Genomic DNA, 18141 nt, shown 5'->3' on the forward strand with positions numbered 1-18141 from the left:
CTATGTTCCAAGGCACCCCCTCGGCTTCCTCCAGACCCCACTGTTGCCAGTGGCGCCCTTGCCTGCTGGTTACCTTCCCGCTGGTTGGGCGGTAGGGTTTCTCTCAACCCATCGGCTCGGTAGACATGCCGGGCGCACCGCAAAGCAGCCCCCTGGTCAGGGAGCTGCCTTGTGTTCCAAACATCCTTTAGCGATAGAGTTCGGCATCGAAAAACCAAAGGGCGGAGCCATCGGCCCACTGCATGGCCCAGAGCAGGCGGACTTTGCCGCTGGGGTCCGGGGCCACAGCCCAGTGGGTCCCGGTTGGTCCATCCAGAAGCACAATGGCCTGCACCGCTTCACCGTTGATTTCCCCAGGGTACGAGAGGCGCCAGCTGCCCTCCACGGGGTCAGGGTCCCAGGCTTGATGCAAAAGGACGTAGGTGCCATCTGGGTTGATGGCCACCATCCCCTGGTCTTTCCCCTGCTGCACGTGCCCGCCGCCCAGGGGGGCGCTTGGAGTCCAGATCAACCAGATACCGTATAGACTCTCAAAATCCAGCAGCATGGGGTCGATCTCGCCCTGAGCTTCTCCGGGGACAGGCGGCTCTACACTTCCAGCCTCCCCCCACGGTTCCACATACTCCACTTCCGACCAAGGCTCCGTGTACTCCGGCTGCGACCACTGCTGGGTCTGCACCGGGGCACTCCAGAGATCAGCTGCCCAGACAGGGCTGGAAGCTGCACAGAGCAGGGCCAACAGGATGGTGCCTAAACGGCGCTTCATAGGAATTCTCCCTTCTGTACTGCCCGATTTGCTAAAAGTAATTCACCGCCTTAGTAATATTTTCCTGCCGATCTACCTGCCCCCAGAAAAAAAGAGAGGCGCCGCCGCGACGCCTCCCTAGAACCTCTTACTCAAATAGCCTCTTTGACCTGCTGGGCCGTTTTTTGCTGCCAGATGCTGTCGGCAACCGGCGCCCAGCGGGCCGCAGCCTCCCGGCATTTATCAGCCACAACCTCCACCGGTTCATTGTCCCGGCGCTGGGTGGAGTAGGCCTGAGCCCTGTTCACCATCTCCACCAGCTCATCGGGGTTATCCAGGAGGGGACAGGGCCTGAGCGGATTGGCGTTGAAGGGCTGCCGCTCCCGATACTGCATAAACAAAGGCGCTTTCAAGGCCTCCAGTAAAGTTGCCTCCCGGATATTGGTATCTGCGTAGTGGATGAAGGCGCAGGGTTCCACATCACCGTTGGCGTTGATATGCAGGTAATGCCGGCCCCCGGCAATGCAGCCGTTGCAGTATTCCCCGTCGTTCCAAAAATCGATGAGGAAGATATCCTTCGTGGCCCGGAACTCATGCACCCGCTCATACATGAGCTGGCGCTGCTCAGGCGTGACCAAAAGCTCCGGACGGGCATGCTGCCCAATGGGCATATAGGTGAAGTACCAGCCGAACAGGCAGCCCTTTTCGATCATGGCGTCCACGAACTCCTCGGAGGCCACTTCTTCGGTGTTTCCCGCATGGTAACAGGTGGAAAAGCCGAAGGGAGCCCCCACTTCCCGCAGGAGATCCATGGCTCGCGCGGTCTTTTCATAGACGCCAATGCCCCGGCGGAAGTCATTGGCCTCGGCAAAACCTTCCACGCTGATGGCCAGAGCCACATTGCCCACTTCCGCCAGCTGGGCGGCGAGCTCGGGGGTAACTAGAGTGGCGTTGGTAAACGAGCAGAAAACAGCATCATTGTGTTTTTCCGCCAGCTGAATAATGTCCGCGGCCCGCAGCAGCGGTTCGCCCCCTGAGTACAGATAGAAGTAGACCCCCAGTTCCTTACCCTGCTGGATGATCCCGTCCAGTTCCTCCAAACTGAGGTGCGCTCCCTTGGCGTATTCCCCCGCCCAGCACCCTTCGCAGCGCAGATTGCAGTTGGAGGTGGGATCCATCAAAATGGCCCAGGGCACGTTGCAGCCGTGTTCTTCTTCCACCGCCCGGGCGATGGGCACGCCGATCAAGGCGGCATTCAGGAAGAAGTTCATCACGATCTTCTCCGAGACCTTGGGTGCCAGCTGCCGTAGAGCCCTTTCTGTGAGCCTGCGCCAGTTGTTCTGGGGATCCGCCCACATCTCCCCCGCTTGGCGGATAATCTCCTGGTGCCAGGGCAAACGGGCAAAAGGCCTGATCAGACCGAGGAGCCTAGCGAAGTTCTCTTCGGGATTGCGTCGCACGTAGCGCAGGGATTCCCGTAAAGCAGCAGCCTGGAGACTTTGCTTGACTGACATCCAACCATCTCTCCTTCCCTGGGTTGATCTCTCCGTTCACCTAGACCAGCGCAGCAGGCCCGGGGAGCCGCTCAGTCTTCCTGAGGAGCTAGGGCAATATGCCGCGCCCCCAGGCCCTCAGCTAAAGTGGCGTAAGAGCTCAGGGCCAGCTCCTTCAAGCGCTCATCGCTGAGCAGGCTCTTTTCCTTGTAATCATCGTAGAAGGCAGCCATACTCACCAGGGGAATGATCACAAAGAAGAACTCAAAGAACACCAGATCTTCATGGTAGTTCACATCCTGGGCCGCTGCCTTCAGCGAGCTGTGCAGCGAATTCTCGGGCCCGCTGTCCAACAGCTGCATGATCCTAAACAGACTGCCCTTGTGCTTCCCTCCCTTCAGCGACTCCAACATGGCAATCCGTACCACGCGGCGATTTTCCAAGACATAATCGATGATGTCCGCGTAATACCTATTCAATTGGCGCTTGAAATATTTCAACGCCTCCCCATGGGCAAACAAGAAGCGGTCTCCGGCAATGGACAAGCGGCCGTCTTGGACCATGGCCCGAACGCAGTTGTCCACAAACTCCAGGGCAATCTGGTACACTCCGGTCATCAGCGAGTCGATGAGGCTGTCTAGGATGTCCTCCTTGTTGTGGAAATAATAGTAGATCAGGGCTTTGTTCACACCCGCGGCATCGGCGATCTCGTATACTCTAGTCCCCTCATAGCCCTTCTCGGAAAAAAGCCTGCCGGCTGCCTGCAGGATCCTGTCCTTTGCTTCTGGTTTATGCTCAGGCTTCAATACCTTCTCCTCCATCTTGACTAACCGGTTAACTAAGTCAATTTTACCACTTTCTGTTGGGCAGTGTCAAGGAATTGGCAAAAGCAGCCCCGCCTAATGAGCCCAGCTGCCGCGCTTTCCCCTCCACAAAAGAAAAACGGCCAGCCACAGCCAGCCGTTTCCCGTCTCAGTTATCTCTTTCCCGCCTATTTCCTCTCGTACTCCACTAAAACCATCTCGTAGGACACTTCGCCGTCCTCATACATGGTCAAAGATAAGGGCCAGCCCACATTGGGAGCGATCACCCATTCGGAGGTGGTGATATCCTGGCGATTGCCCTCTTCATCGGTTTCCCGGACGAACTTGCGCACCAGGTAACCCCGGACTCCAGCCACGGTCTGTTCATCCACAACCCGCACCCGGGACCCGTCGAAGAGCTGCATGTTGTTGCCCACTTCCAGTTCCAGATCCGCCGCCCACATGCCCAGGAACATAAGCTCACCAAACCACGGCCCCCCGAAGAGCATGGCCAGGCCCCCGAGTCCACCCATGAAGCTGATTGCTTCTCCCAGATCCTCGTAGCTATAGACCTGGGTTTGACCCTGGGTTACCTCCGCGTTCTCCTCGTCCAGCTTGCGGATCTCCAGGAACTGCTGCATCTTTGTCTCCACAACAACCTCTTCACCTATGTCCCAGTCCCACGCCGTGCCGTAAGTGGTCACCTCGTAGACAAACCGTTCATAGTTGTAGGGAAAGACGTTGTAGTTCCAATAATCCTGCGCCCAAGCCAATGTGCTGAAAGATAGAAGGACACAAACAGCTACGCTTACCACCATTAATTTGCGGATCATAGGTTCCGCCTCCTTGATTGGGAAGTTACTGCGATAATTATGCATCTCGCGGGAAATCCCTACACAGAAAGCTGCGGAAACGGAAAAAAATGTTGTGGGGACTAGTGGTTACAGGTAACTTCCGATAAACCGCTCCACCTTTTCCTGATAGGCCTCCCCTGCCCACTGATAGGCGGTGCCATGGGCGGCCCCTTCCACAATGAAGAGCTCCTTGGGACTCGCACAGGCTGCATACAGCCGCCGGGCCATTTCCACGGGCACGAAGGCGTCCTCGGATCCGTGGATGAACAGCACGGGCACCCGGCATTTTTGCACCTGTTTCAGGGCGGAGGCTTCCCGGAAGCTGTAGCCCGCCTTCAGTTTCGTGACCAAACTGGTGGTATCCAGCAGGGGGAAGACAGGCAGGCGGAACATGCGCCGAAACTGGTAGCCCAACTGCTCGTAGACGGAGGTGTAGCCGCAGTCTTCGATGATCGCCTTAACCTGCTCCGGCAGCCGTTCACCGCTTACCATGAGCACGGTGGCCGCGCCCATGGAAAGCCCGTGGAGCACAATCTCCGCATCTTCTCCCACCCTGGCCAACACCTCTTCGATCCACCGGAGATAGTCCAGGCGGTCGTGCCAGCCAAAGCCTATGTAATCCCCTTCGCTCTCCCCATGCCCCCGGGCATCGGGCAAAAGCACGTTGAACCCCAGCTCCTCCCGGTAAAAGCGGGCAAAGCGCCCCATGGCCTTCCCCCGGGAAGTGTAGCCGTGGGCGATGATGGCCGTTCTGGTTGTGGGCCGGGCAGCCGGGATGTAATAGGCCACAAGCTTCAAACCATCGTGGGAGCGGATCTCCCAAGTCTCATAGTCCTGCTCTTCCACCCAATGGGCGCCGGTTCCGCCGGGGGCCGCAGCAGCTTGGCTCTGGGTGGCCTGCAAATCAGGGTTGGAGCCCAAAAACGCCTTCGGTCCCCGCTTGATGGCGAAGTTGTAAAAGTGCAAGCTGGCCCCGGTTAGCCCCACCACCAGAAGCAGGAACAGGGCAGCCAAAGCAAACCCCAAAACCTTCATGAAGCAGCACCCCTTTTAGCTCAGTTCCCACCAATTTGAATACGGCGCGTGCTCCTCGATTTCCTGGTCGCGGGCGCTTCCTGTCCCAAGCCGCGCGGGTCCAAGCCTTCCTTTTTTTACCTGGCCGGCCAGACCCCTCCTACCCTAAGCTCAAGGCCGCGCCCTGCGGATGGTATGGGAGGGGGCCAGCCTAGAAAGGAGCAGTAAGGTGAAAGCGAAACTTCTAACGTTGGTATTGGCAGCACTGATCCTGACGGGGTGTTTGGGCGGAGGTCCCGGCGGCACAGCCAATGTGGGCATCTACCTAACGGAGACCGCGGGATGTTCCCTGATCAGTCTGGACTCGCCTGCCCTGGCGGATATCGCCCAGGTGTGGGTGACCGTGGATAAAGTGACCGCGCGGGTGGACGGCAGGTGGGTTACGCTCCTTCTGATGCCGCAGGACGCGGGGAAAATCAACCTCAAGGAGCTGAGGTTCCGGGAGCAGCTTCTGGGCACAGCCACCATTCCCGCGGGGCGGCTCACCGAGCTCCGCTTGGAACTGAAGGAAAACCAGGCGGGCGGGCCCCTCCACAACTACATCGTCCTCAAAGACGGGCAGACGGTGGCCCTCCAGGTCCCCAGCGGTCAGCTGAAACCGGAGCTGAACCTGTCCATTGCCCAGGGCAGCGCTCTGGAACTGGTCTTCGATGTGCATCTCCCCCACTTCGTGGAGCGGGGCACAGACGGCAGTTACATCGTCAATCCCCGCAAGGCACTGGTGCTGATCGATTCTTACCGGGACAGATTTGCCTCCATCCGGGGTGAAATCCAGCTGCCTGCGGGGATCGACAAGTTCATTGCCATCGAGATCAACCTTTTCCGGGCCAAACAGGCGGAGCCCATCTGGACCGCCTACCTCCACGACGACAGGCTGAGCTTCGAGGTAACCAGCCTGCCGGAGGGGGAATACCGCCTGGAAGCGTCCATCGAGCTTATGGGCGCGGCCTCCCTCACCCTGACCAGCGGCCCCTTCCACCTGGAAGCGGGGACCAGCAGGGCCATCACCCTCAAGGGCTGGGGGAACTAGCGGAAGGGCCTTCAGCTGCTTTGGTGCAGGGCCACAAAACCCAGCACAGCTGCGGCAAACTCATCCATCTTTTCATAGAAGGAGGCATGGCCTGCTCCCTCAATGATCAGCATGCGGGAGCCCTTGATCCTCTCTTGAATCTTTTTCATCTCCTCGAGGGGAGTGATGATATCCCGTGTGCCGGCGATGAGCAGGGTGGGCGTGGTGATGGAGTGGATCTGGTCCAGGACATCGAACTCATAGGAACTGCGGCAGAGCCGGCGCAGGGCGGCGAACCACTCGGGGGTGAGGATTTGGTTGAACATGGCCTCCCTTTCCTTCAGCCACTGCCAGTGCTGGCTGTAGAACTGATCAGAGTAGATGAAGGGCATGCTCAGCTTGAAAAACAGCTCCCCGCTGTTGGTGGTGGCGGAATACTCCCAGATATCCGCTGCCGCCTGAAGGAACTTGGTCACCTGGGCCACCGCGTTACCCAGAATCAGGGTGGCCAGGTACTCGGGATACTTGAGGGCAAAGAGCAGGGCCACCATGGCGCCGTAGGAGACACCAACCAGGTGCACCTTCTGCAGTTCCAGGTGATCAAAAAGTTCCTTGAGATCATCTACATGGATGGACAGATCATACTCCTGGGGATAGGGGCTGGAAAAACCCTGATCCCGGAAGTCCACCCGCAGAAAGCGGTGACCCCCCTTTGCGGTGAACACGGGGACAAACTCATTCCAGCTCAGGGTGTTCATCATGATCCCGTTGAGGACCACGATGGTTTCCGGGCCCTGGCCATCTAGGCTGTAATAAAGTTCAACTCCACGCAACTCCACCTTCGGCATGGCATCTACCTCCTTGTGCTTTCCCTCAGCTACACTCCAAGATACGCCCTTTTGATGTGTTCATCCTGGGAGAGCTCCTCGACGCTGCCCTCCAGGGCAATCCGGCCGTTTTCCATTACATAACCACGGTCAATCACCTTCAAACCCTGGCGGGCATTCTGCTCCGCCAGGAGAATGACCATATCGTTCTTTTTGATCTCCTTGAGCGTGTCAAACAGCTCAGTGACCAAAGAGGGCTGCAGCCCCAGGGAAGGCTCATCCAGGATGAGCAGCTTGGGTCTGCTCATGAGCGCCCTGCCGATCACCAGCATGCGCTGCTGTCCCCCGCTCATGGTGCCGGCCAGCTGTTTATCCCGCTCCTTGAGGATGGGGAAGAGCTGGTACACGTAGTCCAAAGTTTCCTCGAGCTTTTCCCGGGCATGGGGGATGTAAGCGGCGCCCAGCCGGAGGTTTTCGCGCACGGTCATGAAGGGAAAGAGCTCCCGGTTTTGGGGAACCACAACGATCCCGCCCCGGGCGATGGTGTGGGTGTCCTGACCCAGGATGGGCCGGCCGTCAAAGGTGATCTCGCCCCCTTTGGCCTTGACCAGCCCCACGATGGCGTTGATCAGCGTGGTCTTTCCCGCGCCATTGGGGCCGAAAATGCCCACAGCTTCGTTGTTACCGATACTTAGGGATAGGTCCCAGATCACCTGAATCCTCCCGTAGGCCACGGAAAGGTTTTTCACTTCCAGCATGCTACGCCTCCTTCCCCAGGTAAGCTTCGATCACCCGTTCGTTGGCGGCCACCTCTGCGTAGCTGCCCTGGGCAATGATGGTGCCGCCGTCCAGCACGATGCACCGCTCCGTGAGTTCTTTCACTACGGCCATGATGTGTTCCACCACCACGATGGTGATCTCCCGCCGCTGGAGCTGGCGGACCACGGCGATCATCTCCCTGGTCTCATCGGCATTGAGACCGGCCATCAGTTCATCCAAAAAGAGTAGGTCAGGCTGGGCAGCCAGGGCCCGGCCGATCTCCACCTTTTTCAGATCCAAAACGGTGAGATTGTCCACAGGGCGGTCGTAATGCGGCAGATCGATCAGCTCGCAGATCTCCAGGGCGGTGGCCCGGGCTTGGGCCAGGTTCTGACCCCGGCCGAACAGGGCCCCCACCATGATGTTCTCCAAGGCCGTGAAGTCCTCCAGGGGGCGCACGTTCTGGAACGTGCGGGCAATACCCAGGTGGCTGCGGGCATGGGCGGGCAGGTGGTCGACCCGCTGGCCCTTAAACAGGATCTGTCCGCCAGTGGGGGGAATAATCCCCGCCACCAAGTTGATCACCGTGGTCTTCCCTGCCCCGTTGGGGCCGATGATGCCCAGGATTTCCCCTCTGCCCACGGAGAAGCTCAGATCTTTGACTGCCAACAGCCCACCGAAACGTCTTTCTAGATTCCTAGTTTCCAAGAGCGGCACGGTCTGCACCTCCAACCCTCCCCCTTCTAGCCAGCTGCCTGGCCACAAATCTGGTTAAGCCCCGGGGCATAAACAGCACCACCAGCACGATAATCAGTCCATACACAACCAGGTGGCCGTAGGGCATGATCAGCTTCAGGTACTCGGATACCACGCCCAAAACCACCGCCCCCACCACCGGCCCGCTGGTGGAGTACACGCCTCCCACCAAGGCCATGGCCAGGGGCAGCAGCAGGAAGTTCATGGAGAAGGTGGCTTCCGGCTGCACAAAGGCGTACTGCTGGGCATAGAAGGCGCCGATCACTCCCTGGATGCTGGAGGTGAGCACGAACATAAAGAGCAGGTACTTAAAGACATCCACCCCGCTGGAACGGGCGGCGATTTCATCATTCCGGATGGCGTTGATGGCGTAATGGGTCTTGCTCCTGCTCAGCCACAGGGAAATCCCGATCACCCCCAGGGCCAGGGCGAAGACCATCCAGTAGTTCTTGGCCGCATCACCGCTAAACAGGGCTGAAGGCAGCACCATGCCGCTGGCGCCCCCGGTGAGCCTGGGGAGATTCCTGATCACCACGGCAAACACGGAAGTTAAGGCCAGGGTGGTGATGGAAAAATAGATTTTGCGCAGGCGGAGTACGGCAAAGCCCAGAAGGAAAGCCACCACGCCGGCGAACAGCCCGCCCAGCACGATGCTGAGCAGGGGGTGCACCCCCGCTTTCGCCACCAGCAGCGCGGAGGAATAGGCGCCCAGGCCAAACAGACCCGCCGTACCGTAGGAGAGCTGTCCAGTGCGGAGCATCATGTCCCAGGTCAGGCTCAGGGACATGTAGACAAAGATGGTGTTAAAAACACTGAGGAAATAAGGGCCCGCGTAGAGGGGCAAGCTCGCCGCCACAAGTATGCAGACAATGATCATCGCTTTTTTCCCCATTATCTCGCCCCCCGAAATGCTCTGGACAATATGACCAGGATCAAAACTCCAAACACCACCACATCGGACCAGCCCGCCCCGCCGGGGATGGCGTTAACGATGGCCTCCAAGATCCCCAGGGCGAGGCCCGCCAGGAGAATCCCGTTCAGGTTGCCCAAACCGGCCATGGCCGTCAGGGCGAAGGATTTCATGGTGAAGGGCGTTCCCGCGCCGGGGAAGACAGAGACCCGGGGCACCATAAAGGCGGAAACCAAGCCCACGATGGCGATGGACAGTCCGAAGACAAAGAGGTAAACAAAGCGCACGTTAATGCCCACGATGGCGGCCCCGGTGGGGTTTTGTCCCACAGCAAAGGTGGCCTGGCCCAAGCGGGTCTTCTTCAAGAAGAGCTGGAGTCCAAGCAAAACCCCCAGGGCAATGGCCAGGTACACAAACTCGTAGATGCCAAAGCGCACGCCGGCGAACCTGGTGAAGGCATAGGAGTAGGTGGTGAAAACGGCCCGGGGCTGGGTGGTGTAGATGCTTTTCAAGAGCTCACTTAAGACCAGCGCGATGCCGAAGGTGATGAGCAGCTGGCTGAGGTGCCCCGCCTTGAGCACCTGCCTCACGGTGAGCAGATACACCCCGATCCCCACCACAGCCAGGATAATGCTCACCGGAACCGCTGATGCCATGGGATCCCAGCCGTAGTTGCGGAACAAGGTGTAAGTTGCATAGAGTCCCACGGTTAAAAACTCGCCGTGGGCCAAATTGAGCACTCCCAAGATGCCCAGAATCAGTGCCAGGGGCAGCGCCACAACCGCATACAAGCTTCCCCGCTGTATGCCGTAAACCAGCGCGGTGGGCTCCCAAAACCAGATGATGATGGCTGTAACGATCAGAGCTGCGGTGTAGATGTACAGTCTCTTGGCCGATCCAGCAGCCTGCATAGCGACCCCCCCGATCTTCTAAACTGAAGAGGCACGGCCGGGCTGTCCGGCCGTGCCCGCATTTTTCTTACCGGCCAAACGGATACTTGATCTGCGCCGTGGCGTACTCAAAGGGCCAGATCACATGCTGCTCGCCATCGATGTACTGGAGAATCTTCTGGCTGGTGAAGCCCTGGTTGGAAATGACGTTGCTGGGGGAAATCTTCAGCACTGCGCCGATGGGCGACTCATATTCGATGGTGCGCAGGGCCTCAATGAGGGCTTCCTTCTCCAGGGTACCCGCGGCCTTGATGGCCTCGGCGATGAACATAATGTTGGTGTAGCCCAGGGGTGCGAAGTAGGTGGCCGGTTCATGGCCGTGCATTTCGATATAGGCGTCCCAGAAGTGCTTGGCCACCGGGCTCACTTCCTTCAGGGCCGGCGCCCACATACCGTAAAGGATCACGCCGTCCGAGAGGGGATTTTTGCCGAAGTCCGCGGGCCATCCGGGAGGTGCTCCCACGAAGAGGGGAGGCTCAAAACCGATCTCCATGGCCTGGGCCACGATGGGCACCGCATCGGCGTCATAGCCCGCCCAGATAAAGAGGTCTGGGTTGAAGGCCATGGCCTGCCGGAGCACGGCCCGGTAATCGCCGCCGCCCAACAGGGCGCTGGTGAAGGAGGCACCGGCGAAGTCTGTGAGGATCTGCGCATAGGGGCCTTCACCCTGCTTGGCCTGTTCATGCAGGGCCTGGTAGGCCAGATAAGAGTCGGTACCAAAAGCGCCTTCCTCATAGGCTAGGAAGATCCGTTTGATCTCAATTTCCGGATGGGCCTGGGCTATTTCCGTCCAGCCCTGGCCGTAGCTGGCACCCTGCTGATAGTCCCAGGGGTGGAGGTGGAAATACCAGTCGGCATCGGGACCAACCGCCAGCTCCACTTGGTGGGAAGCGGCGCCAATCCACACGGTGATCTTTTCATACTTCTTCAGGGCCGGTACCTGAGCCAGATGTACGCCGCTGGCCATGCCGCCCACAAAGAAGTCCACATTGTGCACGGTGGCCAAACGGTCAATGGCCGCGGCTCCCACTTCCGGCCGCATCTCGTCATCGATGACGATGAGTTCCACCGGGCGGCCCAACAGCCCGCCGGCTTCGTTAATCTCCTTTACCGCCAGCTCCATGGCCCTGGTGGCCTGTTCCCCGGTGATATCCCCCAGGGGATTGACCGCGCCGAAGCGAATGGGCTCAATGGCCAAAGCTGCGCTGGAGAGCGCCAGGGTTAAAACTAGGGCCAGGACAGTTAACATACTGATCCTCTTCACAGGTCATGTTCCTCCTTTAGGTATAGGTAGTTATCCACTACGGGTCAACGCTGAGCAAACGACAGATGGATCTTGGAGTTGGCTTTCCCCCCCTCTTTTTCCTTTCCTTTTCCGCATTTTAACCTCACAAAGTTACAAATGGGTTACAAACGTAAACCGACCTAGGCATTGTGAAATATTTCGTAAAGCCCTCACCAGATCTGCAGGCGATTCGCTTCCTCCCGCAGCTCCGCCCGGAAGTCAGGATGGGCGATGTTGATCATGGCCTGCACCCGATCCCGTACGGAACGGCCCTTGAGGTGGGCAACACCGTACTCAGTCACAATGTAGTCGATGTCGTTTCGGCCCAAGGTCACCTTGGCCCCCGCGGGCAGCTGGGCCACGATTGTGGAGATCTTGCCCGCCTTGGCGGTGGAGCGCAGGGCAATGATCCCTTTGCCCCCCGGTGAACGCTGCGCCCCCCGATGGGTATCCGCCTGACCGCCTGTACCGCTGTAGTGCCGGTTGCCGATGGCTTCGGAGCAGACCTGACCGGTGAGATCCACCTGGAGGGCAGTGTTGATGCTCACCATCTTGTGGTTCTGCCCCACCACGCAGGGGTCGTTCACCACATAGCCCTGCTGGAACTCCACGGCCAAATTGGTGTCGATGAAGTCGTAAAGCTTCTGGGTGCCCAGGGCAAAGGTGCCCACCATCTTCCCCTTCCAGATTGTTTTGCGCCGTCCGGTGATCACCCCCGCATTGAACAGGTCCACCATGCCGTCGGTGAACATCTCGGTGTGGACGCCCAGATCCCTTTTGTCCATGAGCGACTGGGCAATGGCGTTGGGAATGCCGCCAATCCCCAGCTGTAGGGTGGCTCCATCTTCGATCATCTCGGCGATGTACTGGCCGATAACCAGCTCTTCCTCCCCGGGCTCCACCGGCGGCAGCTGCACCAGGGGAATGGTGTTTTCCACCACATGGTCAATTTCCGAAATGTGCACCTGGGTATCCCCCAGAGTCCAGGGCAGGTTCTCGTTGATTTCCAGCACCACCAGATCAGCCTGCTCGATCATGAGCTTCTCGTAGGTGAGGCCCAGGGAAAGGGAGAAGTAGCCCCGCTTGTCCATGGGGGTTGCGGTACCCCAGAAGATATTGATCTTGTCGTTGGCCAGCTTCTTTTTCCCCGCTTCGTGCAGGTTGTTGGGGATATAGGTCACGTTGCCGTGGACATGGTTGGCCCGGTCCCCAGGCCCGTAAAACCAGGTTTCGTTGAGGAAGCGGCCGGTCATCTCCGGTTTGAAGATCTCATAGTCGCGCATGATCAAGCAGGAGACGATGGTCACATTCTCCAGCTCGTCTTTGCGGCCCGCCAGCGCCGTGAGCAGGCCCGCCGGTTCCGAGGCAGCCATGGCTGTGCAGATCTTCTGGTTGGACTGCACGAGTCTTACTGCCTCCTCCAGGCTGATCAGCTTCCGTTTGTACAGTTCCTTCACATCCACTAGTAGTCCCCCCTTTTGGCCTCAGCCGATCACGAACCCGCCATCCACACTGAGTACTGCGCCGTTCACGTAAGACGCCTCATCGGAAGCCAGGTACAGATAGGCGTAGGCCACATCCTCCGGCTCACCCAGCCTTTTCAGGGGCGTTTTTTCCTTGATGGCGCTGAGGATTTTCTCCGGCACCGTGTCCATCATCGCGGTCATGGTGTAGCCCGGGGCCACGGCGTTCACCCGGATGCCCCTGGGGGCGAGCTCCTTGGCCCAGGTCTTAGTCAGGCCGATCACGCCGAACTTGCTGGCCGCGTAGTTGCTCTGTCCCATATTCCCGTACAGTCCCACCACGGAAGTGGTGTTGATGATCACACCCCGGCCCTGATCCATCATGACCTTGGCCGCATGCTTACCGCAGTTGAAGACGCCTTTCAGGTTCACATCGATCACCAGATCCCAGGCCTCTTCGCTCATCTTCACCAGCCAGCCGTCCCGGTGGATGCCCGCGTTGTTGATCAGCACGTCGATGCGCCCGAAGGCCTCCAGGGTGCGTTCCATAAGCCGCTGTGCGCTGGCCTCTTCCGCTACGTTGACCTCCACGAAGATCGCTTCCGCTCCGCCTTCCCTGAGCTCTTGAACCAGCCGCTCACCGTCCTGGCGGTTGATATCTGCCGCCACGATTTTCGCCCCTTCCCGGGCGAAAATGCGGGCTGTGGCGGCGCCAATGCCGTTGGCCGCCCCGGTGATGATCACAACCTTGTCCTGCACTCTCATTCTCGCAACCTCCCTCGATTTTCCTTAACCCCACCTGATCACGTTGGCCGCCCAGGCATAGCCGATGCCCGCGGCGATCATGGCGATCACTGTGCCGTCCTTGATTTTGCCCTGCTCCAGCCCCAGATGGAGGGACAGGATTTGATCCACCTGGCCGAGATGGCCGAAATCACTCAAGTAGGTGGTCTGCTCTTCCCTCAGTCCCAAGGTTTCCAGCATATACAGGTGCATGGAGCGCTTGAAATGCAACACCGCCAAGTAGCCCAGTTCCTCCTTGCTCAGCCCCGCCTTTTCAAAGGCCCGGTCAATGCAGTGGAACCAGTTGGGCATGGAAACCTCATTGAGGCGGTTTTTCATGAATTCCACATCGAAGATCTGCAGGGACTTATAGGCAACATCCACATTTTCCCTGGTAATGGGGTGTTCTGTCCCGCCGTATTTCACCCCCACCGTCCTGGCCAGGGACCCATCGGACATGATATGGGTGCCCAGGAGCAGATTACGGCCGTAACCCCTACGCAGGATCAGGGCCCCGCCACCCGCCCCCAGGTTGTACATCATGGACATGGCCGGATCGGTGTAATCCACGAAATCTCCGTTGCGGTAACCGCCCACAACCATGACGGTTTCGATCTCTTCATCCGCCGTCATCATGTCCTTGGCCATTTTCATGGCCGCCACGGTGCTGCAGCACCTCTGCTGCACATCGATGGCCCAGGCGTTTACCGCGCCGATCTGCTCCTGGATGTAGATCCCGCTAGTGGTGAGGGGATACTCCTTCCACTCTTCCCCCACACAGAGGATGAGGTCGATCTCCCGAGGGTCAACACCGGTCCTTTCCAGGGCATCTAGGGCGGCCTTAACCCCCATCTCCTGGGTCCCATCGCCCGGGCCGGGAATGTGCTTTTGATTGATCCCCAGCTTTTCCCGGACAGCTTCCTCGGTCCAGCGGCCGTTGGTGGCCTCGGCGATTTCCCTGGCGGTCATCACCTGCTCCGGCAGGTAGATCCCTGTTCCGACGATGCCGACGTCAATCTCTCTGGGCATGGCGAACCTCCTTTGCTTTGCGCTTTTGCCCACACTATAACTAGGGGAAGTTCCATTTCAGTTACAAATCGGTAACCCAAACTACGCAAAAAACAAAAAATGGGCTGCGCGCGGTGGGTCAGCCCGGTTGGCGGAAGGTTTATAAAACCCTTCCTAGAAATAAGTAAATAACTTTAGTTAACGGGGGGTGACTGCCTTGGGCGAGTATACAGTCAGAACCAAGTTCTTACCGCCGGGCTCCAGCGCACGGCACTGGAAAAAGGCTGCTCTGTGGGAAAAGTACCGGCTCTGTGCCCAGTATCCCCTCACGGTGGTGAAGGCAGGCCCCGGCTTTGGCAAAAGCACGACTCTGGCCGCCTTTTTCCAGGAGCGCGGCCAGTACTTCTGGTACAACGTGGACGAGCTGGATGCGGATCCCGCGGTGTTTTTCACCAACCTGTTCCACGCTGTGCGTCTGAAACACCCCAGTCTAGTGGAGGGCGCCCTGGCCGCCTTGGCGGATGGGCCTGGCAGCAGCGGGGACTATTTGCGGGCCCTCAACCTGTTCATCAACTCAGCGGCCAACCTCGAGGAAGATGCCTACCTAATTGTGGATGACTTCCACCTGGTGGCGGCCAACAGCCAGATCCTGGAGCTCATGAGCCACCTGGTGAGGCTGCTGCCTCCCCGGCTCCACCTCATTTTGGCCACACGGGAAAAGCTGGGCTTTCGGGAGTGGGCCAGTTGGCGGCTGAAGCGGCTGGTTTTGGTCATCGATGAACAGGATTTGATGCTCACCAGCGGGGAGATCGCGGATTTCTTTGCGGATCAGTATGGGCTCGCCATCTCCCCCGGGGAAGCGGAGAAGGCGGCCCGGGAAACGGAGGGCTGGATCATCGCCCTGGATCTTTTGGGCCAGGGCCTGACCCAAGGAGCTGAGCTGGATGAGGTGCTCCGGGTGGAAGCCCCCTCCCTGGAACTGCTCTTTGAGTACCTGGCCTTTGAGGTGCTGGAAAATCAAAGCCCGGAGGTTCAGGAGTTTCTGCTGCAGACCGCCGTTTTGAAAAACCTGAAGGTCGATATCTGCAACAAGCTCCTGGGCCGCCAGGACAGCCAAGAGATCCTCAGCGGCCTGCACCAGAAGGGCCTGTTTGTCTTTATGCTGGCCCCGGATCTCTACCGCTACCACCATCTGGTGCGGGAATTCCTCCACAAACAGGGTAGGAGTAGATACGATTACCAGCAGCTGCATCGGCGCGCGGCGGAAATCTGCACCGCCGTGCAGGAAACGGACCTGGCCATCTTCCACCTGCTCAAGGCGGAAGACTTCCAGGGCGCGGCAGCTGTGCTCATCTCCTGCGGGGAGGAAATGCTGCGCCTGGCCAGATTTGACTCCCTCCACGCTTACCTGAAGGAACTGCCGGAAGCTGTTTTCGCAAGCTATCCCCAGCTCTATCTCTACCTGGGGGAAGTGCTGCGCCTGAAGAGCATGTTCAAGGAGGCTCTGCAGGTTCTGCACCGGGCCCGGGAGATCTTCTTGCAGCGCCAAGATCTTCTGCAGCTCAGCCACACTTCCCAGAGAATCGCCCAGGTCTACCTGGATACGGTCCAGCCCGTGCTGGCCGCCGACTACCTGCAGGAGGCTTTGAAATACCGGGATAAGGAAAACCGCTGGGAAGAGGCGAGCATCCTCAAGCTCATGGCGGAAAACAAGGCCAACCAGGGGCTTTTGGACCAGGCCATGGCCCTGCAGAAGCGGGCTCAGGAACTGGACCGCCAGGAAGTCTATGACAGCAATATCCGGGCCCGGGTGCTGCTGCGCACAGGCCGCCTCGCGGAGGCTATTGACCTTTTGGAAAGAAAACTGGCCGCGGAACAGCAGCGGGCCATGAGCCCCCGGGCTCACCGGGAAACGGTGTTAATTCTGTCCCTGGCCCACAGCCTGCGGGGCGAGGTGGAGCGGGCCTGGGCCTACGCCAGCCAAGGGGTGGAACTGGGCAGGCAGTACGACTCTCCCTTTATCGTGGCCGTGGCCCACATGCGCTTGGGGCACAGCCTGCAGCTGATGGATCCACCGAAGGTGGAAGAAGCCAGAAGGGCTTATCAGGCCTCGTTAGAGATCGTGGATGAACTGGAGGTGGCCCGAGGCCGGGCGGAACCCCTGATGGGCCTGTCCCTTTTGGAGGCCTTTTTTGGCGATTCCAACCTGGGCCTGCACCTCGGGCGGGAGGCCTTGGAGATTCTGCAGCTCTCGGGGGATCAGTGGCTCAGCGGCATGGTCCGCATCGGTCTGGGCATCAACCACTACTTCCTGGCCCAGTGGGAAGCGGCAGCCCAAGAACTGCGCACGGCGGCGGCGGACTTCGCCAGCTGCCAGGATGATTACTGTCTGCTCGCGGCCAAGCTCTGGCTGGCCCTGGTCTATTTCCAAAGCCAGCAGAAGGAAAGGTATGCAGAGCTCTTGGAGCAGATCTTCCGCACCAAGCTGGACAAAGAGGCGCAGATCCTGCTCAAGGTACCCTCCCTGCTTGGCTTTCGAGATCGCAACATGGTGGCTCCCCTCCTTTTGGATGCGAGCCAGAAGCTCAAGGACAATCTCCTTCTCCAGGGCCTTTTGGCCGAGCACGGCTTGGCGGGGCTGGAATACCACCCCGGCTACACCCTCAAGGTGCAGACCCTGGGCAACCTCCGGCTCTGGCGGGGCAAGGAAGAAATCGGCAGCAAGGAGTGGCAGCGGGAAAAGGCGCTGGAGCTTTTCCTCCTCCTCTTCCTGAATCGGGGGAAGTACCTGCCCAGGGAGATCATCTTCGATACCCTCTGGCCCGAGGACGATCTGGAAACGGCTGCCCGCAATTTCAAGGTGTCCCTCAATGCGGTGCGCAAAGCGCTGGAACCGGACCGCACCGCGCAGCAGACCTCCTTTTATATCCTCAGGAGCCGCTCCAACTATGGGTTCAACCCCCAGGCCAGCTATGTCCTGGACGCCGAGGAACTGGAGCGCCTGATCAGGCTGGGCGACAGCGCAGCTCATCCCCACCACCAGGCGGAACTCTATCGGGAAGCGATCAAGCTTTACCGGGGGGATTTCCTGGAGGATCTGCCCTACCTGGAGTGGGTGGCGGACGAGCGGGAAAGGCTGCGCAGCCTGTTTTTGGACACCGCGGACAAACTGGCCAGGTACCTTTACGAGCGGGAGGAAAACGAAGAAGCCCTGAAGCTCACCGAACTACTCCTGCAGCACGATCCCTGCTGGGAACCGGCCTACCTGCTGCAGATGAAAATCTACGCCCGCACCAACAGGCCTTTTCTGGCGGTCAAGGTCTACCAGCGCTGCTGCGCAGTCTTGGACCGGGAACTCAATGTGACCCCCATGCCGGCCATCGAAAGGTTCTATCAAAAACTTACTTCCAAAATGTAACTGG

Annotated in this window: 16 protein-coding genes; 2 read left to right on the top strand and 14 right to left on the bottom strand. The window is 59.1% G+C overall.

The window, feature by feature from the left end:
* Nucleotides 1–187 precede the first annotated feature (187 nt).
* The 5 genes from ACE4YL_RS02925 to ACE4YL_RS02945 form a co-directional block, all read right to left on the bottom strand.
* A complete protein-coding gene (locus tag ACE4YL_RS02925; protein ID WP_461359222.1) occupies nt 188–766 on the bottom strand; it encodes a hypothetical protein in 579 nt (192 codons plus the stop codon).
* Between the two features lie 131 nt (nt 767–897).
* Nucleotides 898–2259 (bottom strand): radical SAM protein, encoded by a 1362-nt coding sequence (locus ACE4YL_RS02930; protein ID WP_461359223.1) that lies wholly within the window; start codon nt 2257–2259, stop codon nt 898–900.
* A 71-nt stretch (nt 2260–2330) separates the two neighbouring features.
* Nucleotides 2331–3044: a TetR/AcrR family transcriptional regulator gene (locus ACE4YL_RS02935; RefSeq protein ID WP_461360535.1), complete on the bottom strand. Its 714-nt coding sequence runs from the start codon at nt 3042–3044 to the stop codon at nt 2331–2333.
* Between the two features lie 185 nt (nt 3045–3229).
* The gene (locus tag ACE4YL_RS02940) at nt 3230–3874 is read right to left on the bottom strand and encodes a hypothetical protein (RefSeq protein ID WP_461365070.1); all 645 of its coding nucleotides are present in this window, start codon (nt 3872–3874) and stop codon (nt 3230–3232) included.
* A 108-nt stretch (nt 3875–3982) separates the two neighbouring features.
* Nucleotides 3983–4930, bottom strand: coding sequence for an alpha/beta hydrolase (locus tag ACE4YL_RS02945; protein WP_461358692.1), 948 nt, complete (start codon nt 4928–4930; stop codon nt 3983–3985).
* 208 nt (nt 4931–5138) lie between these two features.
* Between ACE4YL_RS02945 and ACE4YL_RS02950 the strand changes: the two genes are divergently transcribed.
* On the top strand, nt 5139–5999 hold the full coding sequence (locus ACE4YL_RS02950; protein ID WP_461358691.1) for a DUF4382 domain-containing protein: 861 nt from the start codon (nt 5139–5141) through the stop codon (nt 5997–5999).
* 11 nt (nt 6000–6010) lie between these two features.
* Here the strand turns inward: ACE4YL_RS02950 and ACE4YL_RS02955 are convergent, their stop codons facing one another.
* The 9 genes from ACE4YL_RS02955 to ACE4YL_RS02995 form a co-directional block, all read right to left on the bottom strand.
* Complete coding sequence (locus ACE4YL_RS02955) at nt 6011–6826, bottom strand: alpha/beta fold hydrolase (RefSeq protein ID WP_461358690.1); 816 nt, start codon at nt 6824–6826, stop codon at nt 6011–6013.
* A 29-nt stretch (nt 6827–6855) separates the two neighbouring features.
* Nucleotides 6856–7563: an ABC transporter ATP-binding protein gene (locus tag ACE4YL_RS02960; protein WP_461358689.1), complete on the bottom strand. Its 708-nt coding sequence runs from the start codon at nt 7561–7563 to the stop codon at nt 6856–6858.
* Between the two features lies 1 nt (nt 7564).
* On the bottom strand, nt 7565–8290 hold the full coding sequence (locus ACE4YL_RS02965; protein WP_461358688.1) for an ABC transporter ATP-binding protein: 726 nt from the start codon (nt 8288–8290) through the stop codon (nt 7565–7567).
* Nucleotides 8262–9212: a branched-chain amino acid ABC transporter permease gene (locus tag ACE4YL_RS02970; RefSeq protein ID WP_461358687.1), complete on the bottom strand. Its 951-nt coding sequence runs from the start codon at nt 9210–9212 to the stop codon at nt 8262–8264. The genes ACE4YL_RS02965 and ACE4YL_RS02970 overlap by 29 nt, the downstream gene beginning before the upstream one ends.
* Nucleotides 9212–10141 (bottom strand): branched-chain amino acid ABC transporter permease, encoded by a 930-nt coding sequence (locus ACE4YL_RS02975; RefSeq protein WP_461358686.1) that lies wholly within the window; start codon nt 10139–10141, stop codon nt 9212–9214. The genes ACE4YL_RS02970 and ACE4YL_RS02975 overlap by 1 nt, the downstream gene beginning before the upstream one ends.
* 67 nt (nt 10142–10208) lie before the next feature.
* Nucleotides 10209–11444, bottom strand: a complete 1236-nt coding sequence (locus ACE4YL_RS02980) for an ABC transporter substrate-binding protein (protein ID WP_461369192.1) — start codon at nt 11442–11444, stop codon at nt 10209–10211.
* Nucleotides 11445–11635: 191 nt separating this feature from the next.
* Complete coding sequence (locus tag ACE4YL_RS02985) at nt 11636–12928, bottom strand: acetyl-CoA hydrolase/transferase family protein (RefSeq protein WP_461359870.1); 1293 nt, start codon at nt 12926–12928, stop codon at nt 11636–11638.
* Nucleotides 12929–12949: 21 nt separating this feature from the next.
* The gene (locus ACE4YL_RS02990; protein ID WP_461359871.1) at nt 12950–13693 is read right to left on the bottom strand and encodes a beta-ketoacyl-ACP reductase; all 744 of its coding nucleotides are present in this window, start codon (nt 13691–13693) and stop codon (nt 12950–12952) included.
* Nucleotides 13694–13717: 24 nt separating this feature from the next.
* Nucleotides 13718–14740: a 3-oxoacyl-ACP synthase gene (locus ACE4YL_RS02995; protein WP_461359272.1), complete on the bottom strand. Its 1023-nt coding sequence runs from the start codon at nt 14738–14740 to the stop codon at nt 13718–13720.
* A 196-nt stretch (nt 14741–14936) separates the two neighbouring features.
* Here ACE4YL_RS02995 and ACE4YL_RS03000 point away from each other — a divergent pair, with 196 nt between their 5' ends.
* A complete protein-coding gene (locus ACE4YL_RS03000; protein ID WP_461369193.1) occupies nt 14937–18137 on the top strand; it encodes a BTAD domain-containing putative transcriptional regulator in 3201 nt (1066 codons plus the stop codon).
* Nucleotides 18138–18141 lie beyond the last annotated feature (4 nt).

This window comes from Candidatus Darwinibacter acetoxidans, from assembly GCF_041936445.1.
Classification (GTDB): Bacteria; Bacillota; Limnochordia; order Darwinibacteriales; family Darwinibacteriaceae; genus DTU010.

Bases quoted from the DNA above. Each gene is read 5' to 3' on its own strand.
- ACE4YL_RS02925 (WP_461359222.1), bottom strand. From the start codon at position 766: ATGAAGCGCCGTTTAGGCACCATCCTGTTGGCCCTGCTCTGTGCAGCT.
- ACE4YL_RS02930 (WP_461359223.1), bottom strand. From the start codon at position 2,259: ATGTCAGTCAAGCAAAGTCTCCAGGCTGCTGCTTTACGGGAATCCCTG.
- ACE4YL_RS02940 (WP_461365070.1), bottom strand. From the start codon at position 3,874: ATGATCCGCAAATTAATGGTGGTAAGCGTAGCTGTTTGTGTCCTTCTA.
- ACE4YL_RS02945 (WP_461358692.1), bottom strand. From the start codon at position 4,930: ATGAAGGTTTTGGGGTTTGCTTTGGCTGCCCTGTTCCTGCTTCTGGTG.
- ACE4YL_RS02955 (WP_461358690.1), bottom strand. From the start codon at position 6,826: ATGCCGAAGGTGGAGTTGCGTGGAGTTGAACTTTATTACAGCCTAGAT.
- ACE4YL_RS02960 (WP_461358689.1), bottom strand. From the start codon at position 7,563: ATGCTGGAAGTGAAAAACCTTTCCGTGGCCTACGGGAGGATTCAGGTG.
- ACE4YL_RS02970 (WP_461358687.1), bottom strand. From the start codon at position 9,212: ATGGGGAAAAAAGCGATGATCATTGTCTGCATACTTGTGGCGGCGAGC.
- ACE4YL_RS02975 (WP_461358686.1), bottom strand. From the start codon at position 10,141: ATGCAGGCTGCTGGATCGGCCAAGAGACTGTACATCTACACCGCAGCT.
- ACE4YL_RS02990 (WP_461359871.1), bottom strand. From the start codon at position 13,693: ATGAGAGTGCAGGACAAGGTTGTGATCATCACCGGGGCGGCCAACGGC.
- ACE4YL_RS02995 (WP_461359272.1), bottom strand. From the start codon at position 14,740: ATGCCCAGAGAGATTGACGTCGGCATCGTCGGAACAGGGATCTACCTG.